Source organism: Stenotrophomonas sp. 2619, from assembly GCF_040548725.1.
In the GTDB taxonomy this organism is placed as follows: Bacteria; Pseudomonadota; Gammaproteobacteria; order Xanthomonadales; family Xanthomonadaceae; genus Stenotrophomonas; species Stenotrophomonas maltophilia_AP.
In genome coordinates this window covers 25,625-49,206 of sequence record NZ_JBEPSF010000022.1, presented here as the reverse complement: position 1 = coordinate 49,206, position 23,582 = coordinate 25,625, and the positions used below count along the sequence as shown (strand labels likewise).

20 protein-coding genes are annotated in these 23,582 nt (G+C 68.3%); 11 read left to right on the top strand and 9 right to left on the bottom strand.

What is annotated here, in order from left to right; translation table 11 throughout:
• Nucleotides 1–19: 19 nt before the first annotated feature.
• Complete coding sequence (locus ABIA71_RS18900) at nt 20–1,153, bottom strand: fatty acid desaturase family protein (protein WP_354287293.1); 1,134 nt, start codon at nt 1,151–1,153, stop codon at nt 20–22.
• A gap of 2 nt (nt 1,154–1,155) precedes the next feature.
• On the bottom strand, nt 1,156–2,232 hold the full coding sequence (locus ABIA71_RS18895) for a ferredoxin reductase (RefSeq protein WP_354287291.1): 1,077 nt from the start codon (nt 2,230–2,232) through the stop codon (nt 1,156–1,158).
• Nucleotides 2,233–2,324: 92 nt separating this feature from the next.
• On the opposite strand from ABIA71_RS18895, the gene fabR reads away from it, so the two are divergent.
• Nucleotides 2,325–2,990, top strand: a complete 666-nt coding sequence (gene fabR, locus ABIA71_RS18890; protein ID WP_159499238.1) for an HTH-type transcriptional repressor FabR — start codon at nt 2,325–2,327, stop codon at nt 2,988–2,990.
• Between the two features lie 32 nt (nt 2,991–3,022).
• On the opposite strand, the gene ABIA71_RS18885 is transcribed toward fabR, so the two are convergent.
• Complete coding sequence (locus ABIA71_RS18885) at nt 3,023–5,005, bottom strand: oleate hydratase (RefSeq protein ID WP_354287289.1); 1,983 nt, start codon at nt 5,003–5,005, stop codon at nt 3,023–3,025.
• Nucleotides 5,006–5,317: 312 nt separating this feature from the next.
• Here ABIA71_RS18885 and ABIA71_RS18880 point away from each other — a divergent pair, with 312 nt between their 5' ends.
• The 4 genes from ABIA71_RS18880 to ABIA71_RS18865 are packed head-to-tail and all read left to right on the top strand — an operon-like array spanning nt 5,318 to nt 9,948.
• Nucleotides 5,318–6,646, top strand: coding sequence for a TolC family protein (locus ABIA71_RS18880; RefSeq protein ID WP_354287287.1), 1,329 nt, complete (start codon nt 5,318–5,320; stop codon nt 6,644–6,646).
• Entirely contained in the window at nt 6,639–7,655 is a 1,017-nt protein-coding gene (locus ABIA71_RS18875) for an HlyD family secretion protein (protein WP_354287285.1), read from the top strand. The genes ABIA71_RS18880 and ABIA71_RS18875 overlap by 8 nt, the downstream gene beginning before the upstream one ends.
• Nucleotides 7,652–8,836, top strand: a complete 1,185-nt coding sequence (locus ABIA71_RS18870; RefSeq protein WP_354287283.1) for an ABC transporter permease — start codon at nt 7,652–7,654, stop codon at nt 8,834–8,836. The genes ABIA71_RS18875 and ABIA71_RS18870 overlap by 4 nt, the downstream gene beginning before the upstream one ends.
• Nucleotides 8,833–9,948, top strand: a complete 1,116-nt coding sequence (locus ABIA71_RS18865) for an ABC transporter permease (protein ID WP_354287281.1) — start codon at nt 8,833–8,835, stop codon at nt 9,946–9,948. The genes ABIA71_RS18870 and ABIA71_RS18865 overlap by 4 nt, the downstream gene beginning before the upstream one ends.
• A 5-nt stretch (nt 9,949–9,953) precedes the next feature.
• Here ABIA71_RS18865 and ABIA71_RS18860 read toward each other — a convergent pair whose 3' ends face one another.
• Nucleotides 9,954–11,330 (bottom strand): hypothetical protein, encoded by a 1,377-nt coding sequence (locus ABIA71_RS18860; RefSeq protein WP_354287279.1) that lies wholly within the window; start codon nt 11,328–11,330, stop codon nt 9,954–9,956.
• Between the two features lie 123 nt (nt 11,331–11,453).
• The gene (locus ABIA71_RS18855) at nt 11,454–11,816 is read right to left on the bottom strand and encodes a glycine zipper 2TM domain-containing protein (RefSeq protein ID WP_038689601.1); all 363 of its coding nucleotides are present in this window, start codon (nt 11,814–11,816) and stop codon (nt 11,454–11,456) included.
• A 285-nt stretch (nt 11,817–12,101) separates the two neighbouring features.
• Between ABIA71_RS18855 and ABIA71_RS18850 the strand changes: the two genes are divergently transcribed.
• The 5 genes from ABIA71_RS18850 to katG all read left to right on the top strand — a co-directional run bounded on the left by ABIA71_RS18850 (nt 12,102) and on the right by katG (nt 19,469).
• Nucleotides 12,102–12,776, top strand: a complete 675-nt coding sequence (locus tag ABIA71_RS18850; RefSeq protein WP_354287277.1) for a carboxypeptidase-like regulatory domain-containing protein — start codon at nt 12,102–12,104, stop codon at nt 12,774–12,776.
• Nucleotides 12,777–12,864: 88 nt separating this feature from the next.
• Nucleotides 12,865–13,260, top strand: a complete 396-nt coding sequence (locus ABIA71_RS18845) for a barstar family protein (protein WP_354287338.1) — start codon at nt 12,865–12,867, stop codon at nt 13,258–13,260.
• A gap of 171 nt (nt 13,261–13,431) precedes the next feature.
• Nucleotides 13,432–15,987, top strand: coding sequence for a DNA mismatch repair protein MutS (mutS, locus tag ABIA71_RS18840; RefSeq protein WP_354287336.1), 2,556 nt, complete (start codon nt 13,432–13,434; stop codon nt 15,985–15,987).
• A gap of 293 nt (nt 15,988–16,280) precedes the next feature.
• Nucleotides 16,281–16,922 carry a DUF937 domain-containing protein gene (locus ABIA71_RS18835; protein WP_354287275.1) on the top strand — a complete coding sequence of 214 codons (642 nt, stop codon included), beginning with the start codon at nt 16,281–16,283 and terminating at the stop codon, nt 16,920–16,922.
• A 321-nt stretch (nt 16,923–17,243) separates the two neighbouring features.
• A complete protein-coding gene (gene katG / locus ABIA71_RS18830) occupies nt 17,244–19,469 on the top strand; it encodes a catalase/peroxidase HPI (RefSeq protein WP_354287273.1) in 2,226 nt (741 codons plus the stop codon).
• 84 nt (nt 19,470–19,553) lie between these two features.
• Here the strand turns inward: katG and ABIA71_RS18825 are convergent, their stop codons facing one another.
• The 3 genes from ABIA71_RS18825 to ABIA71_RS18815 all read right to left on the bottom strand — a co-directional run bounded on the left by ABIA71_RS18825 (nt 19,554) and on the right by ABIA71_RS18815 (nt 21,564).
• Nucleotides 19,554–20,750 (bottom strand): glycoside hydrolase family 5 protein, encoded by a 1,197-nt coding sequence (locus tag ABIA71_RS18825; RefSeq protein WP_354287271.1) that lies wholly within the window; start codon nt 20,748–20,750, stop codon nt 19,554–19,556.
• A 112-nt stretch (nt 20,751–20,862) separates the two neighbouring features.
• Nucleotides 20,863–21,267, bottom strand: a complete 405-nt coding sequence (locus ABIA71_RS18820; RefSeq protein WP_128096305.1) for an RNA-binding S4 domain-containing protein — start codon at nt 21,265–21,267, stop codon at nt 20,863–20,865.
• A 9-nt stretch (nt 21,268–21,276) separates the two neighbouring features.
• Nucleotides 21,277–21,564, bottom strand: a complete 288-nt coding sequence (locus ABIA71_RS18815) for a hypothetical protein (RefSeq protein ID WP_354287269.1) — start codon at nt 21,562–21,564, stop codon at nt 21,277–21,279.
• 64 nt (nt 21,565–21,628) lie between these two features.
• Here ABIA71_RS18815 and ABIA71_RS18810 point away from each other — a divergent pair, with 64 nt between their 5' ends.
• Nucleotides 21,629–23,119: an MATE family efflux transporter gene (locus ABIA71_RS18810; protein ID WP_354287267.1), complete on the top strand. Its 1,491-nt coding sequence runs from the start codon at nt 21,629–21,631 to the stop codon at nt 23,117–23,119.
• Here the strand turns inward: ABIA71_RS18810 and ABIA71_RS18805 are convergent.
• Entirely contained in the window at nt 23,116–23,484 is a 369-nt protein-coding gene (locus tag ABIA71_RS18805; RefSeq protein WP_354287266.1) for a DUF6404 family protein, read from the bottom strand. The two genes, ABIA71_RS18810 and ABIA71_RS18805, sit on opposite strands and share 4 nt — an antisense overlap.
• Between the last annotated feature and the right edge of the window lie 98 nt (nt 23,485–23,582).

Here is a 23,582-nt window from a genome sequence, read left to right as displayed (position 1 = left end):
GGTGCCCCGGCCTTCCGGCTCAGCCCTGCTGCGGCAGTGGCTGAGCGTTGACGGCAACGGCCTTGGTGCGCACCGGGCGGCTCGGGAAGGCATGCCGCACGATGCGCCACATTACCTGGCCAAACTGCTTCGGCAACGAGCCGGTGTTGTAGTGCTGGCCGTAGCGTGCGCAGATCGCTTTCACTTCCACCGCGATGGCAGCGTAGCGGTTGGCCGGGATGTCCGGGAAGAAATGGTGTTCGATCTGGTGGCTGAGGTTGCCCGACATGACGTTCATCAGCTTGCCGCCGGTCAGGTTGGACGAGCCGCGCAGCTGGCGCAGGTACCAGTGGCCCCGGCTTTCGTCGCGCACGCATTCCTTGGGGAAGGTCTCGGCGTCGGCGGTGAAGTGGCCGCAGAAGATGATCACGTAGGTCCACACGTTGCGGATCAGGTTGGCCACCACGTTGCCCAGCAGCACCGGCAGGAAGAACGGGCCGGCCAGCGCCGGGAACAGCAGGTAGTCCTTGAACATCTGCTTGCCCATCTTGCGGCCCACCGGGCGCGCCTGCGCCAGCAGCTGGCGGAAGGTGATCTTGCCGGCGAACCAGCGGCCCAGGCGCAGGTCCTGGATGGCGATGCCCCATTCGAACAGCAACGCGAACACCACCGCCACCACCGGCTGGGTGAGGTAGAACGGGCGCCAGCGCTGTTCCGGGAAAATGCGCAGCAGGCCGTAGCCGATGTCGTCGTCCAGCCCGCGCACGTTGGTGTAGGTGTGGTGGCGGAAATTGTGGGTCTTGCGCCAGTTGTCGGCGGTGCCGACGATGTCCCACTCGTAGGTGCTGCCCTGCAGCTGCGGGTCGCCCATCCAGTCGTACTGGCCGTGGATGACGTTGTGCGCCAGCTCCATGTTTTCCAGGATCTTGGACAACGCCAGCAGCACCACGCCGGCGATCCACGCCGGAATCAGCACGCTGTGCACGAAAGCACCCAGGAACAGCAGCGCGCGGCCGGCCACGCCGGTCCAGCGCACGCCGGCCACCACGCGGCGGATGTAACGCGCGTCGGCCGCCCCCAGCGTGGCCAGCTGGCGCGCACGCACTGCATCGAGTTCATTGCCGAACGCATCCAGTTCGGTAGGCGACAACGCGCGGTTATGCACGGAAGACATGCTTAGAGCTCCAGGATCAGGTCGGTGCTGGCGCTGTTGACGCACAGCTTCACTTGCGTGGCCGGTTCATCGGCGTAGTCGCCGGTCAGGGTGTGCCGGGTGACACCGGACGCCTTGCCGCACACGCAGGTATTGCAGATGCCCATGCGGCAGCCGCTGGCCGGGCGCAGCCCTTCGGCTTCCAGCGCCTGCAGCAGCGAGGTGCCGCGCGGCAGGGTCAGGGTGCGGCCGGTGCGGCGCAGTTCAACCTGCACCGTGCCGGTTTCCGCGTCGGGCAGCAGCGGCGGGGTGAAGGCTTCGAACTGCAGACCGGCCACGGCGCCCTGCAGGCGTTCACGGGCGGCATCGACGAAGCCGCCTGGGCCGCACACCAGCACCTGGGCCGCACGGATATCGCCCAGTGCGTCAAACGCGTAGGCATCCACGCGCGGCGACGCAGCGTGCGGGTCGCGGGTCAGGGCCAGGTGCACGCGCAGGTTCGGATGGCGCGCGGCCAGGGCCGCCAGCTCATCGGCAAAGCACAGTTCCTCGCGGCGGCGGGCCCAGTACACCAGGTCCACCGTGCCGGGCATGCCGGCGGCATCGAGCTGGCGCAGCAGTGCGCGCATCGGGGTGATCCCGCTGCCGGCGGCCAACAGCAGCAGGCGCTGGACCTGGTGGGGGTCGACGGTCATCGCACCGAAGGCCTGGCCCAGCTCGAACGCCTCGCCGATCACGGCGTGGTGGGCCAGGTGCTGGCTGACCTTGCCGCCCTCGATCGCCTTGACGGTGATCGCCAGGCTGCCATCGGCCAGCCGCGTGGGGCTGTAGCTGCGCGACAGGCGACGGCCGTCCACGTCCACGCCGAGGGTGACGTGCTGGCCCGGCTGCAGCCCGCGGAAATGCCGGTTCGGGCGCAGCACCAGGGTCACCGCATCGGCGCTGGCCTGCTCGCGCGCTACCAGCCGCGCCCGCGCCCGGCGCAGGGTCCACAGCGGGTGCAGGCGCCCGGCCCAGAAGTCGAACAGCTCCTCGGACACCCAGTGACGGGGCGAGATCGGGTTGCGGCGGCGGATCGGGGGGCGGGGATGAGCGCTCATGGAACCACTATACGCACGCGCATACAGCCGTGTATACACTTGTATATTGAATGGACGGGCTATGATTCAGGGACTTGACCGCCCTGCCCCCGATGACCTCCCCAGACCTGCCCCTGTCCGCTGCCGATGATGCCCATCCGGCGCGCAAAGCCTCGATCTCGCGCGACGACCTGCTGGCCGCCGCGCTGGCCCTGATCGGCCCGCACCGCAGCGTCTCCACGCTGAGCCTGCGCGAGGTGGCCCGCGAGGCCGGGATCGCGCCGAATTCGTTCTATCGCCAGTTCCGCGACATGGACGAGTTGACCGTGGCGCTGATCGACCTGGCCGGCCGTTCGCTGCGCACGATCATCGGCGAGGCCCGCCAGCGCGCGGCGTCGTCCGAACGCAGCGTGATCCGGCTGTCGGTGGAGACCTTCTTCGAACAGCTGCGCGCCGACCACAAGCTGCTACACGTGCTGCTGCGCGAAGGCAGCGCCGGCTCGGACGCATTCAAGCAGGCGGTGGACCGTGAGCTGGGCTACTTCGAAGACGAACTGCGGGTCGACCTGATCCGGCTGGCCGCCGCCGATGGCGGCGCGGTGCTGCACGAACCGGCGCTGGCGTCCAAGGCGATCACCCGGCTGGTGTTCGCCATGGGCGCCACCGCCGTGGACCAGCCGCAGGAAAAGGACGCCGAGCTGATCGAGCAGCTGTCGCAGATGCTGCGCATGATCATCACCGGCGCGCGCACCATCGCCGGCAACCCGCCGACGCGTTGATCGGCGAGAGACGTACCACCGACGGTCGTTACCTACCGCTTGCCGAGCTTGTCGCCGAGGCGGTCCAGGCGGGCCGAGACTTCCTTCAATGCCAGGCTGCCCTTGCTGGACAGCCACGACAGTTCGTCCTCCATGAAACCGCGCTTGTCCTGCGCCTTCTCCGCATCCGGTAGCGGCGGCAGGATGTGCGCGAAGTAGCTCTTGCCGAGCAACCGGTGCAGCACGCGCTCACCGGGGAACGGTTCGCCGTTGTTCAATGCACGCGCCGCCTTGAGCAGGTTGCGCACGTCGTACTGCACCGGGCTGATATCGGGCACCTGCTTGGGCAGCCCCAGCAGCGTGTATACCGCCACCCGCGCGGTGCGGATCGAACTTTCCATGGTGAAGATCACATCGTTGCGGGTTTCCACGAACTGGCCGAGCAGGCCCAGGTTGGTGCAGCCGGCCGGTACCACGTGCGGGCGATCGCCGGCGGCACGCGGCATGAACTGCGCGGTGATGTACGGCATCAGCGCCAGCCTGACCTTGGTGGCGGCCGCCACCACATCCAGCTGGTCGCCGATGCCCAGGTGATGGCACAGTTCGGCCAGGATCTCGCGGCCGGTACAGGCCGGCATCGGCTTCTTGATGTGGTTGCCGTCCTGGTCCATCAGCAGCGCATACACCCAGACCACCAGCACATCGCGTGGCTGGTCGACGAAATGCGGCTGGCGGTTCACGGTGAAGCTGATCACCCAGTTCGAGTCGGTGATGGTGATCACCCCGCCGGTAACGGTACGGCCCGAATACGGGTCGTTGACCGACAGTGAGGCGATCTTGTCCACCAACGGCGACGGACGGCAGGTGAGCGTGGCCGATTCCCACATCGAGCGGTCGATGTCACCGTAGAACTTCTCCGGCTTGCCGAAGATCGGCGACTGCCGCGCCAGGTTGCGCCACAGCGCCCAGTCACTGTCCTCGCCCGGTTCGTGGCGATCGCGCTGCAGCACCGGCGCGGTATCCATGTCGCCGTAGGCGGTGCCTTCGGTCATCGAGCCGGTCAGCGCGAACACCAGGTCGCCCTCACCCACTGCGATGCGGTCCTCGCGCCCGCCCACCTTGCAGCGGATCGCGGTGACGGTGCGCGCGTCACCGGCGACGGCCATTTCCAGGTCATGCGCACGTGTGTCGAACTGGATCTGCACGCCCTGCGCGCGCAGCATGCGTGCCAGCGGCACCACGAAACTCTCGTACTGGTTGTACTTGGGGAACACCAGCGCGGACATGTCGTTCAGGCCGTCGATCGCGTCCAGGAAGCGGTGCATGTACAGCTTCATCTCCAGCAGGCTCTGCCAGTTCTCGAAGGCGAACATCGACCGCCAGAAGAACCAGAAGTTGCTTTGCAGGAAGCCTTCGCTGAAATAGTCCTCGATGGTCACATCGTCCAGCTCTTCCTTGCGCTTGAGCAGCAGCTTGACCAGTTCCCACTGCTGGGCACGGCTCAACCCGAACGTGGAAAAATCCTTGACCCTGCCCTGCTGGTGCAGCAGCCGCGCCTTGGACCAGTTCGGGTCGTGGTCGTTCACCGCGCGGTATTCGTCCAGCACGCTGAAGCCCTCGGGCAGCTCCAGCGCGGGCACGTCCTGGAACAGGTCCCAGAAGTTGTCGTAGTTCCAGTTCATCTCGCGCCCGCCGCGCACCAGGTAACCCTGCTCCGGGTTGCCGGCGCCATCGAGCGAGCCGCCTTCGATGTCCAGGCTGTCGATCAGGGTGATGTTGGCCGCCGGCATGCCACCATCGCGGATCAGGTAGAACGCCGCGGCGAGCCCGGCAATGCCGGTGCCGATGATGTACGCGTGGCGCTGCGCGATGCCTTCCGGCGGCAGCGGCCGATTGCGCATGTAGGCGCCCATCGTGTCCGGCGGCGGCAGCGTGTTGAGCGGCTGGTTGGACCAGTAGGTGCCGCTGCCATCGGGCTCGTGCTCGAACGAGGGCGAAGTGGCGGGCGTGGCGGACTGCGCCGGCAGCTGGGTCATTGCACCTATCCTTATGGTCTTCAGGGGTATCGCAGGGCCGCTCGCGGCCGTGCGGCGACGGTAGCACCACCGTCCTTTCCATCAGGTTACGCCGCCGATCCCGGCGCGCCTTGATCGACATCAATCGGCGCGGTACGCAGCGCGCCCTCATCGCACTGCACCCGCGTGAAGACCCCGGCTTCACGTCACCCGCACCATACTTTGCCGAATGCTTTACATACGGAACGCCCATTCGTGAGCCGGCACACGGCGCTTGCGCGCGCAAAGAAAGGACTTCACTGCACCGCCCTGCTCCTGTGCAGTGGCGCGGCCATGGCTCAATCGCCCAGCGGCAACGCAGCCGTTCCGGCGCTGGACTGGCAGCAGTCGCAGCAGCGCCTGGAACAGGTGTCCGACGCGCTGGCCGCCGCCGATGCCTCGGTGCGCAACAAACAGGACCTGCAGGACGCCACCCGGCTGCTGCGCCTGCCGGAGATCACCGGTGAAGTGCGCCGCCTGCAGTTCCAGAAAACGCTCACCCTGCCCTTGGGCTCGCTGGCCCCGGTGGCCGAGGCGTTCGGCATCGACTCGCCGTTGCAGTTCACCGAGCGCGACTGGCGCACCCGCCCGGTCGTCACCGCGGTGCTGCCGCTGTACACCGGTGGCCTGATCCCGGCCGCGCAGCAGGCGGCCGCCGGCGCCACCGCGCAGGCCAGCGCCGAACGCGAATCGCAGCGCCAGTCGTTGAGTGTGCAGCTGGCCCAGGCCTACTTCGGGCAGCGCCTGGCCGAACAGGCCGTCGACGTGCGCCGTGACGTGCGCGACGGACTGCAGCGCCACCTCGACGACGCGTTGAAGCTGGAACGCGAAGGCTTCGCCACCCGCGCCCAGCGCCTGCAGGCCAACGTGGCCCGCGACAAGGCCGAGCGCGACTATCAGAAGTCACTCAATGACCTGCAGACCCTGAAGGCCGCGCTGGCCACCCTGCTGCGCAGCGGAGGCGAAGTGCGCCCGCTGTCGCCGTTGTTCGTGCACCGCACGCCGATTGGCGCACTGCCCACCTTCGAACGCGACGCGCAGGCCCGGCAGCCGCAGATCGCACGGCTGCGCGCCCTGGTGGCGCAGGCCGAACAAGGCGTGCGCGTGCAGCAGGCCAAGCTCAAGCCCACCGTGTACCTGTTTGGCCAGTACGACTTCCTGCGCCGCGATGAAATGCTGACCGACCCGGACTGGGCGTTCGGCATCGGCCTGAAGTACACCTTCCTTTCCCCGAGTTCACGTCCGGCGCAGATCAGCGCCGCGCGTGCGCAGCAGGAACAAGCCGAAGCCGGCCTGCGCGAAGCCGAAAATCAGGTCACCCTGGGCGTACGCAAGGCGTGGTACGAACTCGATACCGCGCGCCAGCAGTTCCTCCTGCTGGACAGCAGCATCGAGCAGAACCGCGAAAACCTGCGCCTGCAGGAGCTGGCGTTCCGCGAAGGCCAGGCCACCTCGCTGGACGTGATCGATGCGCGGCTGGGGCTGGGCGGTGCGCAGGTGGAACGCGCACAGGCGGCCTACCAGTACGACGTGGCGTTGGCACAGTTGCTGGAGATCAGTGGACAGATGGACCGTTATGAAGAATTCCGCCGCCAGGCCGACGAGGTGATCGCGCATGAATGACACACTGCAGGCGCCGGCCGACGCGCCGCCGCCGAACAAGCGCAAGCTCGGTATTGCCCTCGCGCTGGTGCTGGCGATCGTGGTGGTGGTCGGCCTGTGGCTGGCCTGGCGCAGCCCGGCCGAACAGCTGCAGGGCATGGCCGACGCCGACACCGTCAACGTGGCTGCCAAGATCACTGCACGCCTGTCCACGCTGAAGGTGCGCGAAGGCGACCGGGTCCAGGCCGGCCAGGTGCTGTTCGTGCTGGACAGCCCGGAAGTGGCCGCCAAGGAAGAACAGGCGCAGGGCGCGCTGGAGGCGGCCAGCGCCGTGGCCGACAAGGCCGACGAAGGCGCACGCAGTGAAGACATCCGCGCCGCGCAGGCCAACTGGAAACGCGCCGAAGCCGGCGCCACGCTGGCCGACGCCACCTACCAGCGCGTGCAGAACCTGTTCAACGAAGGGGTGATGACCCGGCAGAAGCGCGATGAGGCGCTGGCCCAGGCACGCAGCTCGCGCGAGCTGTCCAACGCCGCCCGCGCACAGTACGACCAGGCACTGGCCGGTGCGCGCGAGCAGGACAAGCGCGCCGCACAGGGCCAGGTCCGCCAGGCGCGTGGCGCGGTGGCCGAAGTGGATGCCGCGCGCGAGGAAGTCAACGGCCGCGCGCCGCTGGCCGGCGAGATCAACAAGCGCATGGCCGATGTCGGCGAACTGGTCCCGGCGGGCTACCCGGTGTTCACCCTGGTCGACATCGACCGCATGTGGGTGTCGGTCAACCTGCGCGAATCGCAGATGCGCGGCCTGAAGATCGGCAACCGGCTGCGCGGTCAGGTACCCGCGCTGGATCGCGAGGTCGAGTTCGAGGTGTACTTCATCAACCCGGCCGGCGATTACGCCACCTGGCGTGCCACCCGCCAGTCGTCCGGCTATGACGTGCGCAGCTTCGAGATCCGGCTGCGCCCAGTGGCGCGCGTGGAGGGCTTCCGCCCCGGCATGAGCGTGCTGTTCGCGTGGCCGCAGGGATGAACCGGTCGCGGTGGGCGGGCTTTGGCGCCGCCTTCCAGCGCGAGCTGCAGCACCTGCGCACCGACCGCGCCGACCTGCTGCTGGTGACGCTGTTGCCGCTGCTGATGCTGGCGGTGCTGGCCTGGTTGTTCGCCGCATCGGTGATGCGCGACATTCCCATTGCCATTGTCGACCTGGACCACAGTGCCGAAAGCCGCCTGCTGGCCCGCATGCTGGATGCAAGCCCGGGCATCGCCGTGGCCAGCCAACCGGCCAGCCTGGCCGATGCGCAGGCGCAGCTGCGGCGGCTGGATGTGTTTGCCGTGGTGCTGGTCCCGCGCGATGCCACCCGCCAGGCGCTGCGTGGCAGCCAGGGCACGGTGTTCGCCTACTACAACGCCACCTACCTCACCACCGGGCAGTCGGCGGTGCGCGACATCGTGGAAGCGGTCGGCGCGTGGAATGCGCGCCTGCTGAGCGGCGGCATCGGCAAGCAGGTGGGCCCGGCCAAGCTGCGCGCCCCGCCCATCGCGGTGCAGTCGGACATCCTGCACAACCCGGCGCGCAGCTACGAACTGTTCCTGCTGCCGCTGCTGTTTCCGGCGGTGTTGTCGCTGGGCCTGGCGCTGGCCGTGGCCGCCAGCTTGGGCCGCGAAGTGCGCGACGGACAGCTGGGCGTGTGGCTGGGCAGCGCACCTTGGGCAGCCATCGCCGGCAAGATCTGCCCCTATGTCGCGCTGTTTTCGGTGTATGGCGCGCTTGGCGTGCTGTATCTGGCGCTGCTGCGCGGCGACGGCGTCGCCGGCAGCCTGGGGTTGCTGATGCTGGGCCAGCCGCTGTTCTACCTGGCCTGCGCGGCGGTGGCGCTGCTGTTCGTGGGGCTCACCCGCGACATGGGCACCGCGCTGTCGGCGATCGGCTTGAGCATCGGCACCGCGCTGGCGTTCTCCGGTGCCACCTTCCCGGTGGTGGATGCGCCGCTGTTCACCCGCATCTGGAACCTGCTGCTGCCGCTCACCGCCTACGTCAAGCTGCAGACCCAGCAGCAGTTCGTCGGCGCACCGTGGACGGTCTCGCTGTGGCCGTTGGCCACGCTGCTGGTGATGGTGCTGGTGGCCGGCGGCATCGGCGGCTGGCGCCTGATCGTCGCAGCGCGCGCCCTGCCCACGCCGGCAACCTCATCCAACGGAGCGGCCGCATGAGCCGCTTCACCCGCAGCCTGCGCCAGACCCTGCGCGCGGTGCTGACCGACCGCTATGCGGTGGTGTTGATGATCGGCGCGGTGGTGCTGTATTCGTTCTTCTACCCCGCCGCATATCGCCACCAGGTGGCCAGCAACCTGCCCATCGTGGTGGTCGACCACGACCAGAGCGCCACCAGCCGCGAACTGCTGCGCCGGGTGGATGCCTTGCGCACCGTGCGCATCGTGGCCCAGCCCGCCACCCTCGACCAGGCCCGCCACGCACTGGAGCGTGGCGAGGCCGAAGGCATCCTGCTGATTCCTGCCCAACTGGAGCGCGACATCCTGCGCGGTGGCGCCGGTCACCTGGTGCTGATGGGCAACGGTGCCTACCTCGGCCGCGCCAGCTGGGTACTGGGTGGCGTGGCCGACGCCCTGACCGCGTTCGCGCGCGAGACGGCCGTTTCGCAGGCCGCCTTCATGGGCGCCCCGCAGCCACCGCCGATCACCCTGGTGCAGCGGCCGCTGTTCAACACGCTGGAAGGCTACGGCAGCGCCATCGTGCCTGGCGTGGCCGAACTGATCGTGCACCAGACGCTGTTGATGGGCATTGGCGTGCTGCTGGGTACGCGGCGCCTGGCACTCGGCCGGCGCCTGCGTTTCGACCTGCCCACCCTGGCCGGCATGGCGCTTGGCTTCGGCATCATCGGCCTGCTGGGCCTGCTCTACTACGCCGGCTTCACCGCGTGGGTGCAGGACTATCCGCGCGGGGGGAATCCGCTCGGCCAGCTGCTTGGCGGCACCTTGTTCATTGCCGCCACGGTGGCGTTCGGCCTGTTTGTCGGCAGCTTCTTCGCCACCCGCGAGCGCGCCTTCCAGGTGGTCATCGCCTGCTCGATCCCGCTGTTCTTCCTGGCCAACCTGTCCTGGCCGGCGGTCACCTCACCGCCGGCACTGGTGGCCCTGGCGCACCTGCTGCCCACCACCACCGGGATCAACCTGATGGTGCGCCTGAACCAGATGGATGCCCGCCTGGGCGAGGTCAGCCACGAGCTGTGGACGCTGGCCGCGTTGCTGCTGCTGTATGGCGGCTTGGCAGTGTGGCGCCTCGGCGCACGCACGCGTACGCCCTGACCCGCTCAGCGCGACGGGTCGGGCGCGTACCAGAACGGAATGCGGTAGTCGCGGTGACGCGCCGTGCCACGGTCGGGCCCGTCCGGGTTCCAGACCAGCCGCAGGTCGTGCCGTCCCGGCGGCAACGCCGACAACGGCAGGTAGCCCACCAGCCCGCGCATTTCCAGGTCGCGCCGCTCCATGGCCACGAACTGCTCCAGCGCAACCGGCTTGCCATCCAGGGTGACCTTCCACAACCGCCCCACACACCGCACCGCCGCCGTCTCGGCCGCCGCGCCGCGCAGCCGGTTCTCGCCGTCGGGCAGCGCACATAGACGCCGGGCCAGGCCGTTGTCGCGCTGCGGCTGGTGCGGAATGAACACCCGCAGCAACGGGCCACTGACCACGTCACTGGGAATCATCGGATAGCGCAGCAGGCGGTCGCGCTCCACGCGCAGCGACTCGTAGTGCGCACTGACCATGCCCTCTTCCACCGCTTCGGTGGTGACGACGTCATAGCGGTTGAACAGCGAGAACTTGGCCGAACCGACCGCCTGCAAGCCGCCGATGGACATGGCCACCATCACTGCCACGAAGTACGCCACCATGAAATTGCGGGCGTAGCGGTTGCTCTGCAGGGTGAGCTGTACCGGCAGCAGCAGACGCATCGGAATCAGCCACTGGTTGATCGTCAGCACGCCGCGCATGGTGCGCGCGATGCGCGCACTGGGCAGCCCGCGCGCGGTGCGCCGTGCGATCCACTTTTCCAGGGTCAACGGCACCAGATTCACGACAATGAAAAGGCCGAAGAAGCTGCTCACGATGATCAGCGCGATACGATCGGTGTTGCCCACCAACGCGCCCACTGCGCCGGCAAGGGCCAGCAGCAGCACCGAACCGGCCCCGATCAGCACCATGGTCAGGGCGAACAGCAGGGTGGCCGAAAACAGCGTGGACGCCGCGCGGTCGGCGTTGGCGATGGACTGCTCGAGCGTACCCACCCGGGCCTGGTAGAACGCGCGCGACACCGGCCCCAGCAGCGGGATGCGGTCCCAGCGGATGCCCTCGGGGAAGTGGATCTTCAAGCCGACCAGCCCCACCCAGTAGCCGCGGATGGCGAGGTGGACGATCAATGCAACGGCGACCACGTAGCACAGGCCGACACTGGTACTGAAGCCAAACCAGAGCGCATACGCGTAGACGCCCTCGGTATGCACGGTGCTGGTGGCCCACGCGTCGAAGATGCGGCCGGGCACGGCCAGAAGCGCGAAGGCCAGCAGGCCGGAAATGAACAATTCCAGTTCATCGGTGCGTTCGCGCAACCGCGCGAAGCGTCCCGCCGCATCCGGATGATCGGTCGACCCCGGGTCGGGGGTACTGCCAGGCTCCAGCGCTTCGCTCACGGGCGGCTCGTCCTTGGGTGTCGGCGGAGTATACGGCGCGCCGCGCGACTTCCCAGCCCCTCCCCTACGCAGACGCCGGCCCTGGGGCCGGCGTCGAGGCAGTCAGGGCGATGTCCGCCCGGCTCAGCGGTACTGGCGCTCGCAGCGCCGCTCGACCACGCGGTCGCCGTTCTTCTGCTGGCTGCGGCCCTGGATGTTGCGGCCTGCGGCGCCGCCTGCGACGGCACCGGCCACGGTCGCCAGCTTCTTGCCGTTGCCACCGCCCACCTGGTTGCCCAGCAGGCCACCCACCACCGCACCGGTGGCGGTGCCGGCGATACGATTGGGGTCCTTCGCGTTGCGCTGCACTTCCACGTTCTTGCAGACCACCTTGCTGCCGTCGTTGAAGCGGCGGCCTTCGTCCTTGGGACCGTAGGTCTGCGCAGCGGCGCCGAACGAAGCGGCCACCAGCGCGCCCATGCACATCACACGTTGAATCGTCTTCATGTTCGTCTCCTCATTCGCAGGACATGGAGCGAGCCTGCGCCCATTGGATGCAACCGGCAGTGAAAACATGTCGAGGCCACGTCAATGCCCGGATTGCGTTCAGGCAGCGGACACCTGCGAAGCGCGACCACGGCGTGCATCGCAGGATTGCAGTGGCCAGATGAAGTTGGTAACTTCGCCGCCGCAGGCGTACCGCTACGCCATGCCACCTTGCGCGCTCCGCCACCTGGCGAGCCGAACAAGGCATCCACGGATCCGGATACACAACAAGGGACTGACACCACGATGAAGAAGATCACGATGGCGCTGCTTGCGTCGATGATTGCGTTTTCCGCCGCCACGCAGGCCAACGAGGTCATGCCGGAGCGGGATCCGATCAACCGCATTCTGCCCACTGCCACACCCGATCCGGCGCAGTTCAAGAGCGCCATGGCGGCGGGCACGGGGTCTATCGAGGGGATGGTCACCACGCGGTATCGCATCAAGGGAGGTGTCGCGCCCAGCGGGATCATCTACTTCGGCGGCTCGAAGGAACGCGACCCGGTCAAAGCGCAGCCGGTGCACCTGGTGCCGCACAACGCCTACACCCAGGCATGGCTCGACCTGTACATGAAACAGGGCGGCACCAAGGAAGTGCGTGGCGCTCCGGTGCGCACCGTGGCCGCCATGGACCCGTCCGTGCTGCCCTTCCGCCGCACCATGACCACCAACTCCACAGGTGACTTCGCCTTTGCCAATGTCCAGCCCGGCCGCTATGTGGTCTATGCCGAGCCCGAATGGAAGTGGGAAGGCGACCTCAAGGGCCGCGGTGCGCACAGCGGCATCACCGTGGGCTATGCGACGATCACCCGGGTGGATTTCGCCTACCGTATCGTCGATGTCCCGCCGGGACGAGGCGCGGTGAATGGCGACATCGTGTCCGAGAAGATCATCTACGAAAAGCGCGTCGAAACGGACTGACCCCCGATGGATCAACCGACCCTGCCCATGCCCTCCACGCCCCCCCCGCTGCCTGGCAGCGCAGGGTAGGCGGCCGGCCGGCATGAGCATGGCCGGTACCATCCTGGTCGTGGACGGCAGCGCGGTTCACGACATCGCCAGCTTCTATGCCGAGATCAACCGCGTGTTCATGGCCGCCGAAGACTGGCAGCTCGGCCCCAGCCTGGATGCGCTGGATGACCTGCTGTACGGCGGCTACGGCGCACTGGCCGGGCACGCGGCCGTCAGCGTGCACTGGGCAGACATCGCGCACAGCCGTGCAGCACTCGGCGTGGCAGCAACACGTGCCTGGTTGCAGGCCAAACGCGCGCGCCCCGGCACGTTCAATCCGGGTGCCATCGACGCCCAGCTCGACGCACTGGCGCGCGGCCACGGCCAGACCTACTTCGACATCGTGATGGACATCTTCGCCGCGCATCCCAACGTGCGGCTGACCACGGACTGATCGGCAGCGCCCACTGTCCCGGGTGCCGAGTGTGTTCTGCACCCGGCAGCCCGCCCGCGCTTCGCCCTCCCCGCCCCCTCCCCTACAATGGTCGTTCTGGTGGCCTTCCGGCCCGCCCCCGACGTTGATGGACCCCGCGTGACCGAAAAGCAGCCCGAACACACCCCCCTGATGAAGCAGTTCTTCGCCGCAAAGTCCGAGTACCCGGACCTGCTGCTGTTCTTCCGCATGGGCGATTTCTACGAGCTGTTCTACGACGACGCGCGCAAGGCCGCGCGGCTGCTGGACATCACCCTCACCCAGCGCGGCAGCTCCGGCGGCGCGCCGATCCCGATGGCCGGCGTGCCGGTGCATGCCTATGAAGGCTACCTGGCCCGGCTGGTGGCGCTGGGCGAATCGGTCGCGATCTGCGAGCAGATCGGCGATCCGGCGCTGGCCAAGGGCCTGGTGGAACGCAAGGTGGTGCGCATCGTCACCCCCGGCACCGTCACCGACGAAGCACTGCTGGACGAGCGCCGCGACACCCTGCTGATGGCGCTGTCGCGCGGCAAGCACGGCTATGGCCTGGCCTGGGCCGATCTGGCCGGTGGCCGTTTCCTGGTCAACGAGGTCGATTCGGAAGACGCGCTGGAAGCCGAGCTGGCCCGGCTGGAGCCGGCCGAGCTGCTGGTCCCCGACGAAGAAAACTGGCCGGAGTTCCTCAAGCACCGCAACGGCATCCGGCGCCGTGCGCCGTGGCTGTTCGATGCCGACAGCGGCCGCCGCCAGTTGCTGGCCTTCTTCAAGCTGCACGACCTGACCGGCTTCGGCATCGACGACAAGCCGCGCGCCACCGCCGCGGCCGGCGCACTGCTGGGCTATGTCGAAGAGACCCAGAAGCAGCGCCTGCCCCACCTCACCGCGATCGCCACCGAGACCGCCAGCGAGGCCATCGCGATGAACGCGGCCACGCGCCGCCACCTGGAACTGGACACGCGGGTGGACGGGGATACCCGCAACACCCTGCTCGGCGTGCTCGACACCACGGTGACGCCGATGGGCGGGCGCCTGCTGCGGCGCTGGCTGCACCGCCCGCTGCGGCTGCGCGATGTGCTGGTACACCGCCACGATGCGGTGGCGACGCTGATCGACCGCGGTGCCGAGGGCGACATCCGCGATGCCTTCCGTGCGCTTGGCGACCTGGAACGCATCCTCACCCGCGTGGCGCTGCGTTCGGCGCGCCCGCGCGATTTTTCCACCCTGCGCGATGGCCTGGGCCTGCTGCCCGAGGTCCGCGCGGTGCTGGCGCCGCTGGATTCGCCGCGCCTGGTGGCGCTGCATGCGGCGCTGGGTGAGCACGACGAATGCGCGCACCTGCTGGCCAGTGCGATCGCGCCGACGCCTCCGATGAAACTGAGCGATGGCGGCGTGATCGCCGAAGGCTTCGATGCCGAGCTGGACGAACTGCGCCGCCTGTCCACCCATGCCGACCAGTTCCTGATCGACCTGGAGCAGCGCGAGCGCATCAGCAGCGGCATCGCCACGCTGAAGGTCGGCTACAACCGCGTGCACGGCTACTACATTGAAATCAGCAAGGGCCAGAGCGACAAGGCGCCGGTGCATTACACCCGCCGCCAGACCCTGACCAATGCCGAGCGGTACATCACCGAGGAGCTGAAGTCGTTCGAGGACAAGGTGCTGTCCGCGCGCGAACGTTCGCTGTCGCGCGAGAAGGTGTTGTACGAGCAGTTGCTGGACACGCTGGGCGGCCAGCTGGAGCCGCTCAAGCAGTGCGCCGGTGCCTTGAGCGAGCTGGACGTGCTGGCCGGTTTCGCCGAGCGCGCCCAGGCGCTGGACTGGGCGCGCCCGGAACTGGAGACCGCGCCGTGCCTGCGCATCGAACGTGGCCGCCATCCGGTGGTGGAAGCAGTGCGCGAACAGCCGTTCGAACCCAACGACCTGGACCTGCACCCGGACCGTCGCATGCTGGTGATCACCGGCCCGAACATGGGCGGTAAATCCACCTACATGCGCCAGAACGCGCTGATCGTGCTGCTGGCCCACATCGGCAGCTTCGTGCCGGCCAGCCGCGCGGTGATAGGCCCGATTGACCGCATCCTGACCCGCATCGGTGCCGGCGACGACCTTGCGCGCGGGCAGTCGACCTTCATGGTCGAAATGGCCGAAACCAGCTACATCCTGCACCACGCCAGCGCCCACTCGCTGGTGCTGATGGACGAGATCGGCCGCGGTACGTCGACCTACGACGGCCTGGCCCTGGCCGATGCGGTGGCGCGCCACCTCGCCTACCAGAACCGCTGCTACACGCTGTTTGCCACCCACTACTTCGAGTTGACCGCACTGGCCGACGAGCAGCACGAAGGCGGCCCCAGCGGTATCGCCAACGTGCACCTGGATGCGGTCGAGCACGGCGACGCCCTGGTGTTCATGCACGCTGTGAAGGACGGCCCGGCCAACCGCAGCTTCGGCCTGCAGGTGGCCGCACTGGCTGGCCTGCCCAAATCCACGGTCGCCCAGGCCCGCCGTCGCCTGGCCGAACTGGAGCAACGTGGCGGGGAAAGCCAGGTCGCCACGGTCACCCCGCAGGCGCTGGATGCACCGCAGCAGTTCGGCCTGTTCAACGCCCCCAACACCGCCGCCCAGGACGCCCTGGCCGCCATCGACCCCGACGAGCTCACGCCCAAGCAGGCGCTGGAAGCGCTGTACCGGTTGAAGGCACTGGTCTGAACGGCGCCCGACACGACCAACGGTCGTGCCCTACCGGGTGATGCTCGGCATCCCCCGCCCGGTCGCACCCGATCGACCGTCGGTTGGCCCCGTACCCCGCCCAACGCGCTCTGGTCGGATGGCCCCGTACCCGGGCGACCCCGGTAGTGCCGGCCGCTGGCCGGCTCCACGCACACCCACCGCGGCACGACCAACGGTCGTGCCCTACCGGGTGATGCTCGGCATCCCCCGCCCGGTCGCACCCGACCGTCGGTCGGTTGGCCCCTTCGCATCGCCGTAGTAAATCCGGCGGTATGCTCGGGCGGTCCGTCACCTGCCTGGAGTCCGTCGTGAACAACGCATCGCTTGCTGCCTCCCTCTTCCAACAATTGCAGCAGGGCCAAGGCCTGCAGCAGGTGTCCCAGCAACTGGGTATCGAACCAGCCCAAGCCAGCAATGCCGTCGGCGCGGCCCTGCCGCTGCTGCTCGGCGCGATGGGCCGCAACGCCCAGCAACCGCAAGGCGCCGACGCCCTGCTCGGTGCACTGCAGCGCGATCACGCGCCGGCTGCCGGGGGCGGCTTCGATCTGGGCGGCCTGCTGGGCAGCGTGCTGGGCGGCGGCGGTGGCAACGCCACCAACGGGGCCGGCATCCTCGGCCATGTGTTTGGCGGCAACAGCGACCGTGCCGCGCAGGGTCTGAGTCAGGCCACCGGCCTGGACAGCAGCAAGACCAGCCAACTGCTGGCCATCCTCGCCCCGATCGTCATGTCCTACCTGGCACAGCGCTTCGCCAACGGCGGCAACGCCGGCCAGCTCAGCCAGGCACTCGGCCAGGAAGCGCAAGCAGCCAGCAGCGGCGGCCTGCTCACCTCGGTGCTGGACCAGGACGGCGATGGCCAGCTGGGCATCGGCGACCTGCTCAAGCTGGGGGGCGGGTTGCTCGGCAAGCGCTGATCTCGGGGCGTGCCTTGGGGGTGTGCCGCTGGCAGGGGTGCGGGGAGCCGGCCAGCGGCCGGCACTACCTGCGCCTTGCTATAGGCCGTACCTATCACTTTGGTTGATTCGTTCGAATTTACCGAATGTCTGAACGTGCTTAACGTAGAGGCATTCCTGCAGGAGATCGTCGGATGCATCGATTGACCCCATCGCGCACGCGCGTCCAATCCCTGCCCATCGACCGTGCCGGATGCTCCTCGCCCTGAGCGAAGTGCCCTTTCCGATCGCCCTGCCAACCGCGGCAGGTGCCCACATTCGCAAGTACACAGGTAGCGACCCATGAAAAGCGAAGCCAAGTGCCCGTTCAACCACGCCCTCGTCGGCGATGCCACCACCAACCGCGACTGGTGGCCCAAGCAGCTGCGCGTGGACCTGCTCAACCAGCATTCCAACCGTTCCACTCCGCTCGATGACGGCTTCGACTACGCCACCGCGTTCAAGGGGTTGGACTACGCCGCACTCAAGGCCGACCTCACCGCACTGATGACCGACTCGCAGGAGTGGTGGCCGGCCGACTTCGGTCATTACGGCGGCCTGTTCGTGCGCATGGCCTGGCACAGCGCCGGCACCTACCGTATCGGCGACGGGCGCGGCGGCGGTGGCCGGGGTCAGCAACGCTTCGCCCCGCTCAACAGCTGGCCGGACAACGTCAGCCTGGACAAGGCACGCCGCCTGCTGTGGCCGATCAAGCAGAAATACGGCCAGGCCATTTCCTGGGCCGACCTGCTCATCCTCACCGGCAACGTCGCGCTGGAATCGATGGGCTTCAAGACGCTGGGCTTCGCCGGCGGACGGCCCGATACCTGGGAACCGGACCAGGACGTGTACTGGGGCCGCGAAACCACCTGGCTCGGCGGCGATGTGCGCTATGCGCATGGCTCGGAGGGCGTGCAGGAAGACCACGGCGTGCTGGTGTCCGATGACGATGCCGACGGCGACATCCACTCGCGCGACCTGGAGAATCCGCTGGCGGCCGTGCAGATGGGCCTGATCTACGTGAACCCGGAAGGCCCGGACGGCAACCCGGATCCGCTCAAGGCGGCCTTCGACATCCGCGACACATTCGGCCGCATGGCCATGGACGACGAGGAAACCGTTGCCCTGATCGCCGGCGGCCACAGCTTCGGCAAGACCCACGGCGCCGGCCCGGCCGACAACGTGGGTGCCGAGCCGGAAGCGGCCGGGCTGGAAAGCCAGGGCCTGGGCTGGTCGAACGCGTTCGGCAGCGGCAAGGGCGGCGACACCATCACCAGCGGCCTGGAAGTGACCTGGACGCGCACCCCGGCGCAGTGGAGCCACGACTTCTTCGAGATCCTGTTCGGCCACGAGTGGGAACTGACCAAGAGCCCGGCCGGTGCCCATCAGTGGGTGGCCAAGGACAGCGAGGCGATCATTCCCGACGCGCACGATCCGTCGAAGAAGCATCGCCCCACCATGCTCACCACCGACCTGTCGCTGCGCGTGGACCCGGCCTACGAAAAGATCTCGCGCCGCTTCCTGGCCGAGCCGCAGGCCTTCGCCGATGCCTTCGCACGCGCCTGGTTCAAGCTGACCCACCGCGACATGGGCCCGCGCACGCGCTACCTGGGCCCGGAGATCCCGGCCGAGGAGTTCATCTGGCAGGATCCGGTACCCGAAGCGACCCGGCCGTTGATCGACGCCCAGGACATCGCCGGCCTGAAGCAGCAGATCGCCAATGCCGGTTTGAGCGTGGCCGAGCTGGTGTCCACCGCGTGGGCGTCGGCATCGACCTTCCGCGGCTCGGACAAGCGCGGCGGTGCCAACGGGGCGCGCATCCGTCTGGCCCCGCAGAAGGACTGGGCGGTGAACCAGCCGCAGCAGCTGGCCAAGGTGCTGGCCGCGCTGGAAAAGATCCAGTCGGACTTCAACGGCAGCGGCAGCAAGCAGGTGTCGCTGGCCGACCTGATCGTGCTGGCCGGCGGCGTGGGTGTTGAACAGGCCGCCAAGGCCGGTGGCCACGACATCAGCGTGCCGTTCACGCACGGGCGCACCGATGCCAGCCAGGAACAGACCGATGTGGACTCGTTCGCGGTGCTGGAACCGTACGCCGACGGCTTCCGCAATTACCTCAAGGGCCGCTACAGCGTGCCGGCCGAGGTGCTGCTGATCGACAAGGCGCAGCTGCTCACGCTGACCGCCCCGGAGCTGACCGCGCTGGTCGGCGGGCTGCGCGTGCTGGGCGCCAACGTCGATGGCAATGCGCAGGGCGTACTGACCGATCGCCCGGGCACGTTGAGCAACGACTTCTTCGTGAACCTGCTGGACATGCGCACGCAGTGGAAGGCCGCTGGCAATGGTTACGAAAGCAGCGGCGCCAAGCGTTGGACCGGCAGCCGGGCCGATCTGGTGTTCGGTTCAAACTCGGTGTTGCGTGCGCTGGCCGAGGTGTACGCCAGTGCCGACGGCGAGAAGAAGCTGGTCCGGGATTTCGTCGCCGCCTGGACACGGGTGATGGAACTGGATCGCTACGACCTGCACGCCTGAGCCATCCAGGGGACCGACCTGCGGGTCGGTCCCTTGCGGCGTCCGTCGACATGCACTCCCCTGGCAGGCCGCCGCACGCCGGCGTCAACGGTCGGCGGCGCGCAGGCGTTTGAGGATCGGAGCGAACTGCGGGCTGTCAGTGCGCTTGGGCGTGGGTACCTTGCCCGCGTCCACATCCTGCCAGTAGGTCCAGGGCAGCGCGGCATCGCCCAGTTCGTAGTCCATGCCATCCCACGCATCCTCGCGGAACGCGTAGAAGGCCCAATGCACCTTGTGCGCCTCCAGCACGCGCAGGACGTCCTCCAGGTAGGCCGGGCAATCCGCCCAACGGCGCATGCAGCCGAACTCGCCGACCACCATCTGGCTCCGCGCCACGCCATGCTGGTCGGCCCACGCCAAGGGCTGCTGCAGATAGCTGGCCACACGGGCGGCGTTCCACTGTTCCTTCCCGGACCCGAACGGCACCACCGCCGGATAGCGATACGGCGGGCTCCGCTTCTGGTTGGGGGCACTGGTGGCCGCGTACGGCTCATACATGTGCACGCTGTACAGCAGATGGGGATCTTTGAGCGCCGCAGGCCAGTAGGCCAACGCGTCGGCCGCGGCATACCAGCCCGGGTCCAGCATCAGCGGCATATCGGCGTCGACCTCGCGCACGGCCGCGATCAGGCCGGTGTAGAAGCGTGGCAAATCGCGCGGTCCGTCCTTCACCGTGGCGTACCAGGCACGCATCGCGGCCGGGTCGGCGTGTTCGCGCAGCGTGGTGCCGTACTCCGGCGCGGGCTCGTTGATCAGGTTGTAGGCCACCAGCGCCGGGTGCCCGTGCAGCGCGCGCGCGAGGTCGCGCCAGAACGCCTGCGCCGGCACGTGGTTGTCGAACGACTGCCAGAGCCGCTGGTCGACCACGCCGTCATTCTTCTGCTTCCAGCGCAGCAGCGGTAGCGACAGCGGCACCAGCACCACCTTCATGCCGGCAGCATCGGCATCGTCGAGCACGCGCCGCAGGGTGGCGACGTCGGCCGGCACCAGCCCCTGGTAGTGATCGGCGTTGCCCATCAGGAAATCGCGGCCGCCCGCCGACCGCCACTTGTCCGGGGTCAACCGTACCCAGGTGGCACCGGTGGCGCGCAGCGCATCGAAGTACGCGCGGTCCGGGGGTTGTTCGTTGAAGCTGTTGCCGCCGCGTTGCGGCTGGCTCCAGAAGGCATCGGTGGCCGCCTGCACGCCGAAGGCGAACAGGCACAGAAACAGACAACACAGGCGGATCAACGGCGGGCGCATGGGTGCGACTCCTTGAACGAAGCAGCAGCCTGAAGCATGCCTCTGGAGCGCACCGTGACTGCGCGCGTGTTTCCACCATCCATAGCAACAATGCACGGAAACCCGGCATCCGCTAGAGCGAATCGATATCCCCGAGCGCACGGATCAACCGGCGCGCGCGCTTGTCAGGGCGATGCTCGGGCGGCAGGTAGCCATTGCGCGCGGCCTGGCGCTGGGCATGCGCCTCGGCCCGCCGCGCCCGCGACGCCTCGCTTTCCTCATACAACTGCTGGGCCACCGGCGCCGGCCCGCGCAGCTCGCTCAGGCCACGCACCTGCACTTCGTAGATATCGTCGCCCCGGCTGATCTGCAGCTGCTCACCCACGCGCACCGCGCGCGAGGATTTGGGGCGCTGCCCGGCCACGTCCACCTTGCCCGTCTCCACGGCCTGCTTGGCCAGGCTGCGGGTCTTGAAGAAGCGTGCGGCCCACAGCCACACATCCAGCCGCACGGCGGCCAACGGCGTTGCTTCGATCATGCGGGTTGTTCAGCTCCCCGGCTCTGCCGGTCGTCGGTTCAGGGGTTGCGGCGCCGCCGGATTGCCGCGGCAGCCGGTACCGCCGATCAGCACGGGCACACCCGCATCAAGATCCCGGCGCTCGCTGCCGACCTGGCATTCCGGTCGGTCCATGGGCCGCACCTGCGCATCGCCGAGGCGGTCCATACCCGAAGAACATGCGGGCAGCACCGCGGTAATCAAGAGCAGCGCCAACGCGGGCATGAACCGGTCAGCCACTGCGCCGCGCCGGCACCGGCTGCGGTTGATCATCTGCATCGCGATACCTCCCTGACGGGCTTGATGCTAGTGTGCCTCTCCCCGAGCCCGATCTCCATCGCACATGGCCAAGGCGCCGCTTGACCTGACTACCGGCCCCATCGGGCGCAACCTGTTCCTGTTCGCGCTGCCGATCCTGGCCGGCAACATCGCCCAGTCGCTGAACGGGTCGGTGAATGCGATCTGGGTGGGGCGCTTCCTCGGCGAAGCGGCGCTGACCGCCACGGCCAACGCCAACAACATCATGTTCTTCCTGATCGGCTCGGTGTTCGGCATCGGCATGGCCGCCACCATCCTGATCGGCCAGGCCATGGGCGCGCGCGACATTCCCCAGGCACGCCGGGTGATGGGCACCAGTGCCACCTTCTTCATCGGCCTGTCGGTGGTGATCGCCATCGCCGGCTGGTGGCTGTCGCACCCGCTGCTGGCCGCGATGGGCACCCCGGCCGAGTCGCTGCCGCTGGCCGAGGCCTACCTGCGCATCATTTTCCTGGCGATGCCCACGCTGTACGCGTTCGCGTTCCTGAGCTCGGCGTTGCGCGGTGTCGGCGATTCGCGCACGCCATTCCGCTTTCTGCTGCTGTCGGTGGTGCTGGACATCGGCTTCAACCCGCTGCTGATCTTCGGCATCGGCCCGTTCCCGCAGCTGGGCATTGCCGGCGCGGCGTGGGCCACGCTGATTGCACAGACCCTGTCGTTGATCGGCCTGCTCTGGTACATGCGCAACAAGCGGCACGTGCTGTGGCTGGGCCGCAAGGACATGGCGATGTTCCGCATCGACACCACCATCCTGCGTGCGCTGGTGGTCAAGGGCGTGCCGATGGGCCTGCAGATGGTGCTGATCTCGCTGTCGATGATCCTGATGATGAGCATGGTCAACGGCTACGGCACCGACACTGCCGCCGCCTATGGCGCATCGCTGCAGCTGTGGACCTACGTGCAGATGCCGGCGATGGCGATCGGCGCGGCCTGTTCGTCGATGGCCGCGCAGAACGTCGGCGCCGGCAATTGGGATCGCGTGCGCGGCACCGCGCGCAGTGGCGTGCTGTACAACTTCCTGCTGACCGGCGTGCTGATCCTGCCGCTGATACTGCTGGACCGCTACACGCTGGCGCTGTTCCTGCCCGACGCCAGCCAGTCGCTGGAGGTGGCCCGCCACCTCAACCACATCGCGGTGTGGTCGTTCCTGTTCTTCGGCGTGAACTTCGTCATTTCCGGCGTGGTGCGCTCCACCGGCGCGGTGATTCCGCCGCTGCTGATCCTGGCCGTTTCGCTGTGGGGCATCCGCGTGCCGTTCGCCGAACTGCTGCAGGACAGCTGGGGCGCCGACGCGGTGTGGTGGAGTTTCCCGGTCAGCTCGTTCTGCGCGATGCTGCTGTCGCTGGCGTACTACCGCTGGGGTGGCTGGCGCAAGGCGCACATGCTGCCGACCCATCGCGAAGAGATGGCGGCCCCGGCCGAGGTGCCGGCCATGCCGCCGTCACCGGTGGCCGACCTCAACCCGGAAGCGCCGCCCACGGCCGCCCCGCAACCGGTGCCACACCGCACCGGTTAAGCGGCGCGCCCATCCGGCAGGCTGCGCCACGCCGGCAGCCGGTAGCGCTGCTGCTGGGCGCGCATGATCAGCCCCATGATCACGCCGAACAGTGCGCCGGCCAAGCAGGCGCTAGCCGCGATCCCCCACGTCTTCAGGGGTACCAGCAGCCCGAACAGCGGCAGCATCAACACGCCCCAGGTCACGCCGAAGAACACGCCCATCAGCAGCGCGTTGGCGGTGAAACCGGCCAGCAGCGGCGGCGACACCGCAATGCCCAACCGCCACAGCAGCCGGTGCAACGGCGGCGCGCGCAGCGTCTGCGGAACACCGGCGTCGTGCATGAGCTGCAGCGCGGTGCGGACCTTGGCGGGGTAATGGGGCATCGTCGTCCTGACCTGAGCGTAGGGGGCTACCGTAATCGGTGCGTGGCCGGTAGGGCAACTCCAACGGACACCTGCGGATCATGCCCCCGCCGTTGGCA

Excerpts from the sequence above, each read along its gene's own strand:
- ABIA71_RS18805 (WP_354287266.1), bottom strand. The coding sequence starts at position 23,484 with ATGCCCCATTACCCCGCCAAGGTCCGCACCGCGCTGCAGCTCATGCAC.
- ABIA71_RS18875 (WP_354287285.1), top strand. The coding sequence starts at position 6,639 with ATGAATGACACACTGCAGGCGCCGGCCGACGCGCCGCCGCCGAACAAG.
- ABIA71_RS18820 (WP_128096305.1), bottom strand. The coding sequence starts at position 21,267 with ATGATCGAAGCAACGCCGTTGGCCGCCGTGCGGCTGGATGTGTGGCTG.
- ABIA71_RS18855 (WP_038689601.1), bottom strand. The coding sequence starts at position 11,816 with ATGAAGACGATTCAACGTGTGATGTGCATGGGCGCGCTGGTGGCCGCT.
- ABIA71_RS18810 (WP_354287267.1), top strand. The coding sequence starts at position 21,629 with ATGGCCAAGGCGCCGCTTGACCTGACTACCGGCCCCATCGGGCGCAAC.
- mutS (WP_354287336.1), top strand. The coding sequence starts at position 13,432 with ATGAAGCAGTTCTTCGCCGCAAAGTCCGAGTACCCGGACCTGCTGCTG.
- ABIA71_RS18870 (WP_354287283.1), top strand. The coding sequence starts at position 7,652 with ATGAACCGGTCGCGGTGGGCGGGCTTTGGCGCCGCCTTCCAGCGCGAG.
- ABIA71_RS18895 (WP_354287291.1), bottom strand. The coding sequence starts at position 2,232 with ATGAGCGCTCATCCCCGCCCCCCGATCCGCCGCCGCAACCCGATCTCG.
- katG (WP_354287273.1), top strand. The coding sequence starts at position 17,244 with ATGAAAAGCGAAGCCAAGTGCCCGTTCAACCACGCCCTCGTCGGCGAT.
- ABIA71_RS18845 (WP_354287338.1), top strand. The coding sequence starts at position 12,865 with ATGGCCGGTACCATCCTGGTCGTGGACGGCAGCGCGGTTCACGACATC.
- ABIA71_RS18835 (WP_354287275.1), top strand. The coding sequence starts at position 16,281 with ATGCTCGGGCGGTCCGTCACCTGCCTGGAGTCCGTCGTGAACAACGCA.
- fabR (WP_159499238.1), top strand. The coding sequence starts at position 2,325 with ATGACCTCCCCAGACCTGCCCCTGTCCGCTGCCGATGATGCCCATCCG.
- ABIA71_RS18865 (WP_354287281.1), top strand. The coding sequence starts at position 8,833 with ATGAGCCGCTTCACCCGCAGCCTGCGCCAGACCCTGCGCGCGGTGCTG.
- ABIA71_RS18850 (WP_354287277.1), top strand. The coding sequence starts at position 12,102 with ATGAAGAAGATCACGATGGCGCTGCTTGCGTCGATGATTGCGTTTTCC.
- ABIA71_RS18885 (WP_354287289.1), bottom strand. The coding sequence starts at position 5,005 with ATGACCCAGCTGCCGGCGCAGTCCGCCACGCCCGCCACTTCGCCCTCG.
- ABIA71_RS18880 (WP_354287287.1), top strand. The coding sequence starts at position 5,318 with ATGGCTCAATCGCCCAGCGGCAACGCAGCCGTTCCGGCGCTGGACTGG.
- ABIA71_RS18815 (WP_354287269.1), bottom strand. The coding sequence starts at position 21,564 with ATGCAGATGATCAACCGCAGCCGGTGCCGGCGCGGCGCAGTGGCTGAC.
- ABIA71_RS18825 (WP_354287271.1), bottom strand. The coding sequence starts at position 20,750 with ATGCGCCCGCCGTTGATCCGCCTGTGTTGTCTGTTTCTGTGCCTGTTC.
- ABIA71_RS18900 (WP_354287293.1), bottom strand. The coding sequence starts at position 1,153 with ATGTCTTCCGTGCATAACCGCGCGTTGTCGCCTACCGAACTGGATGCG.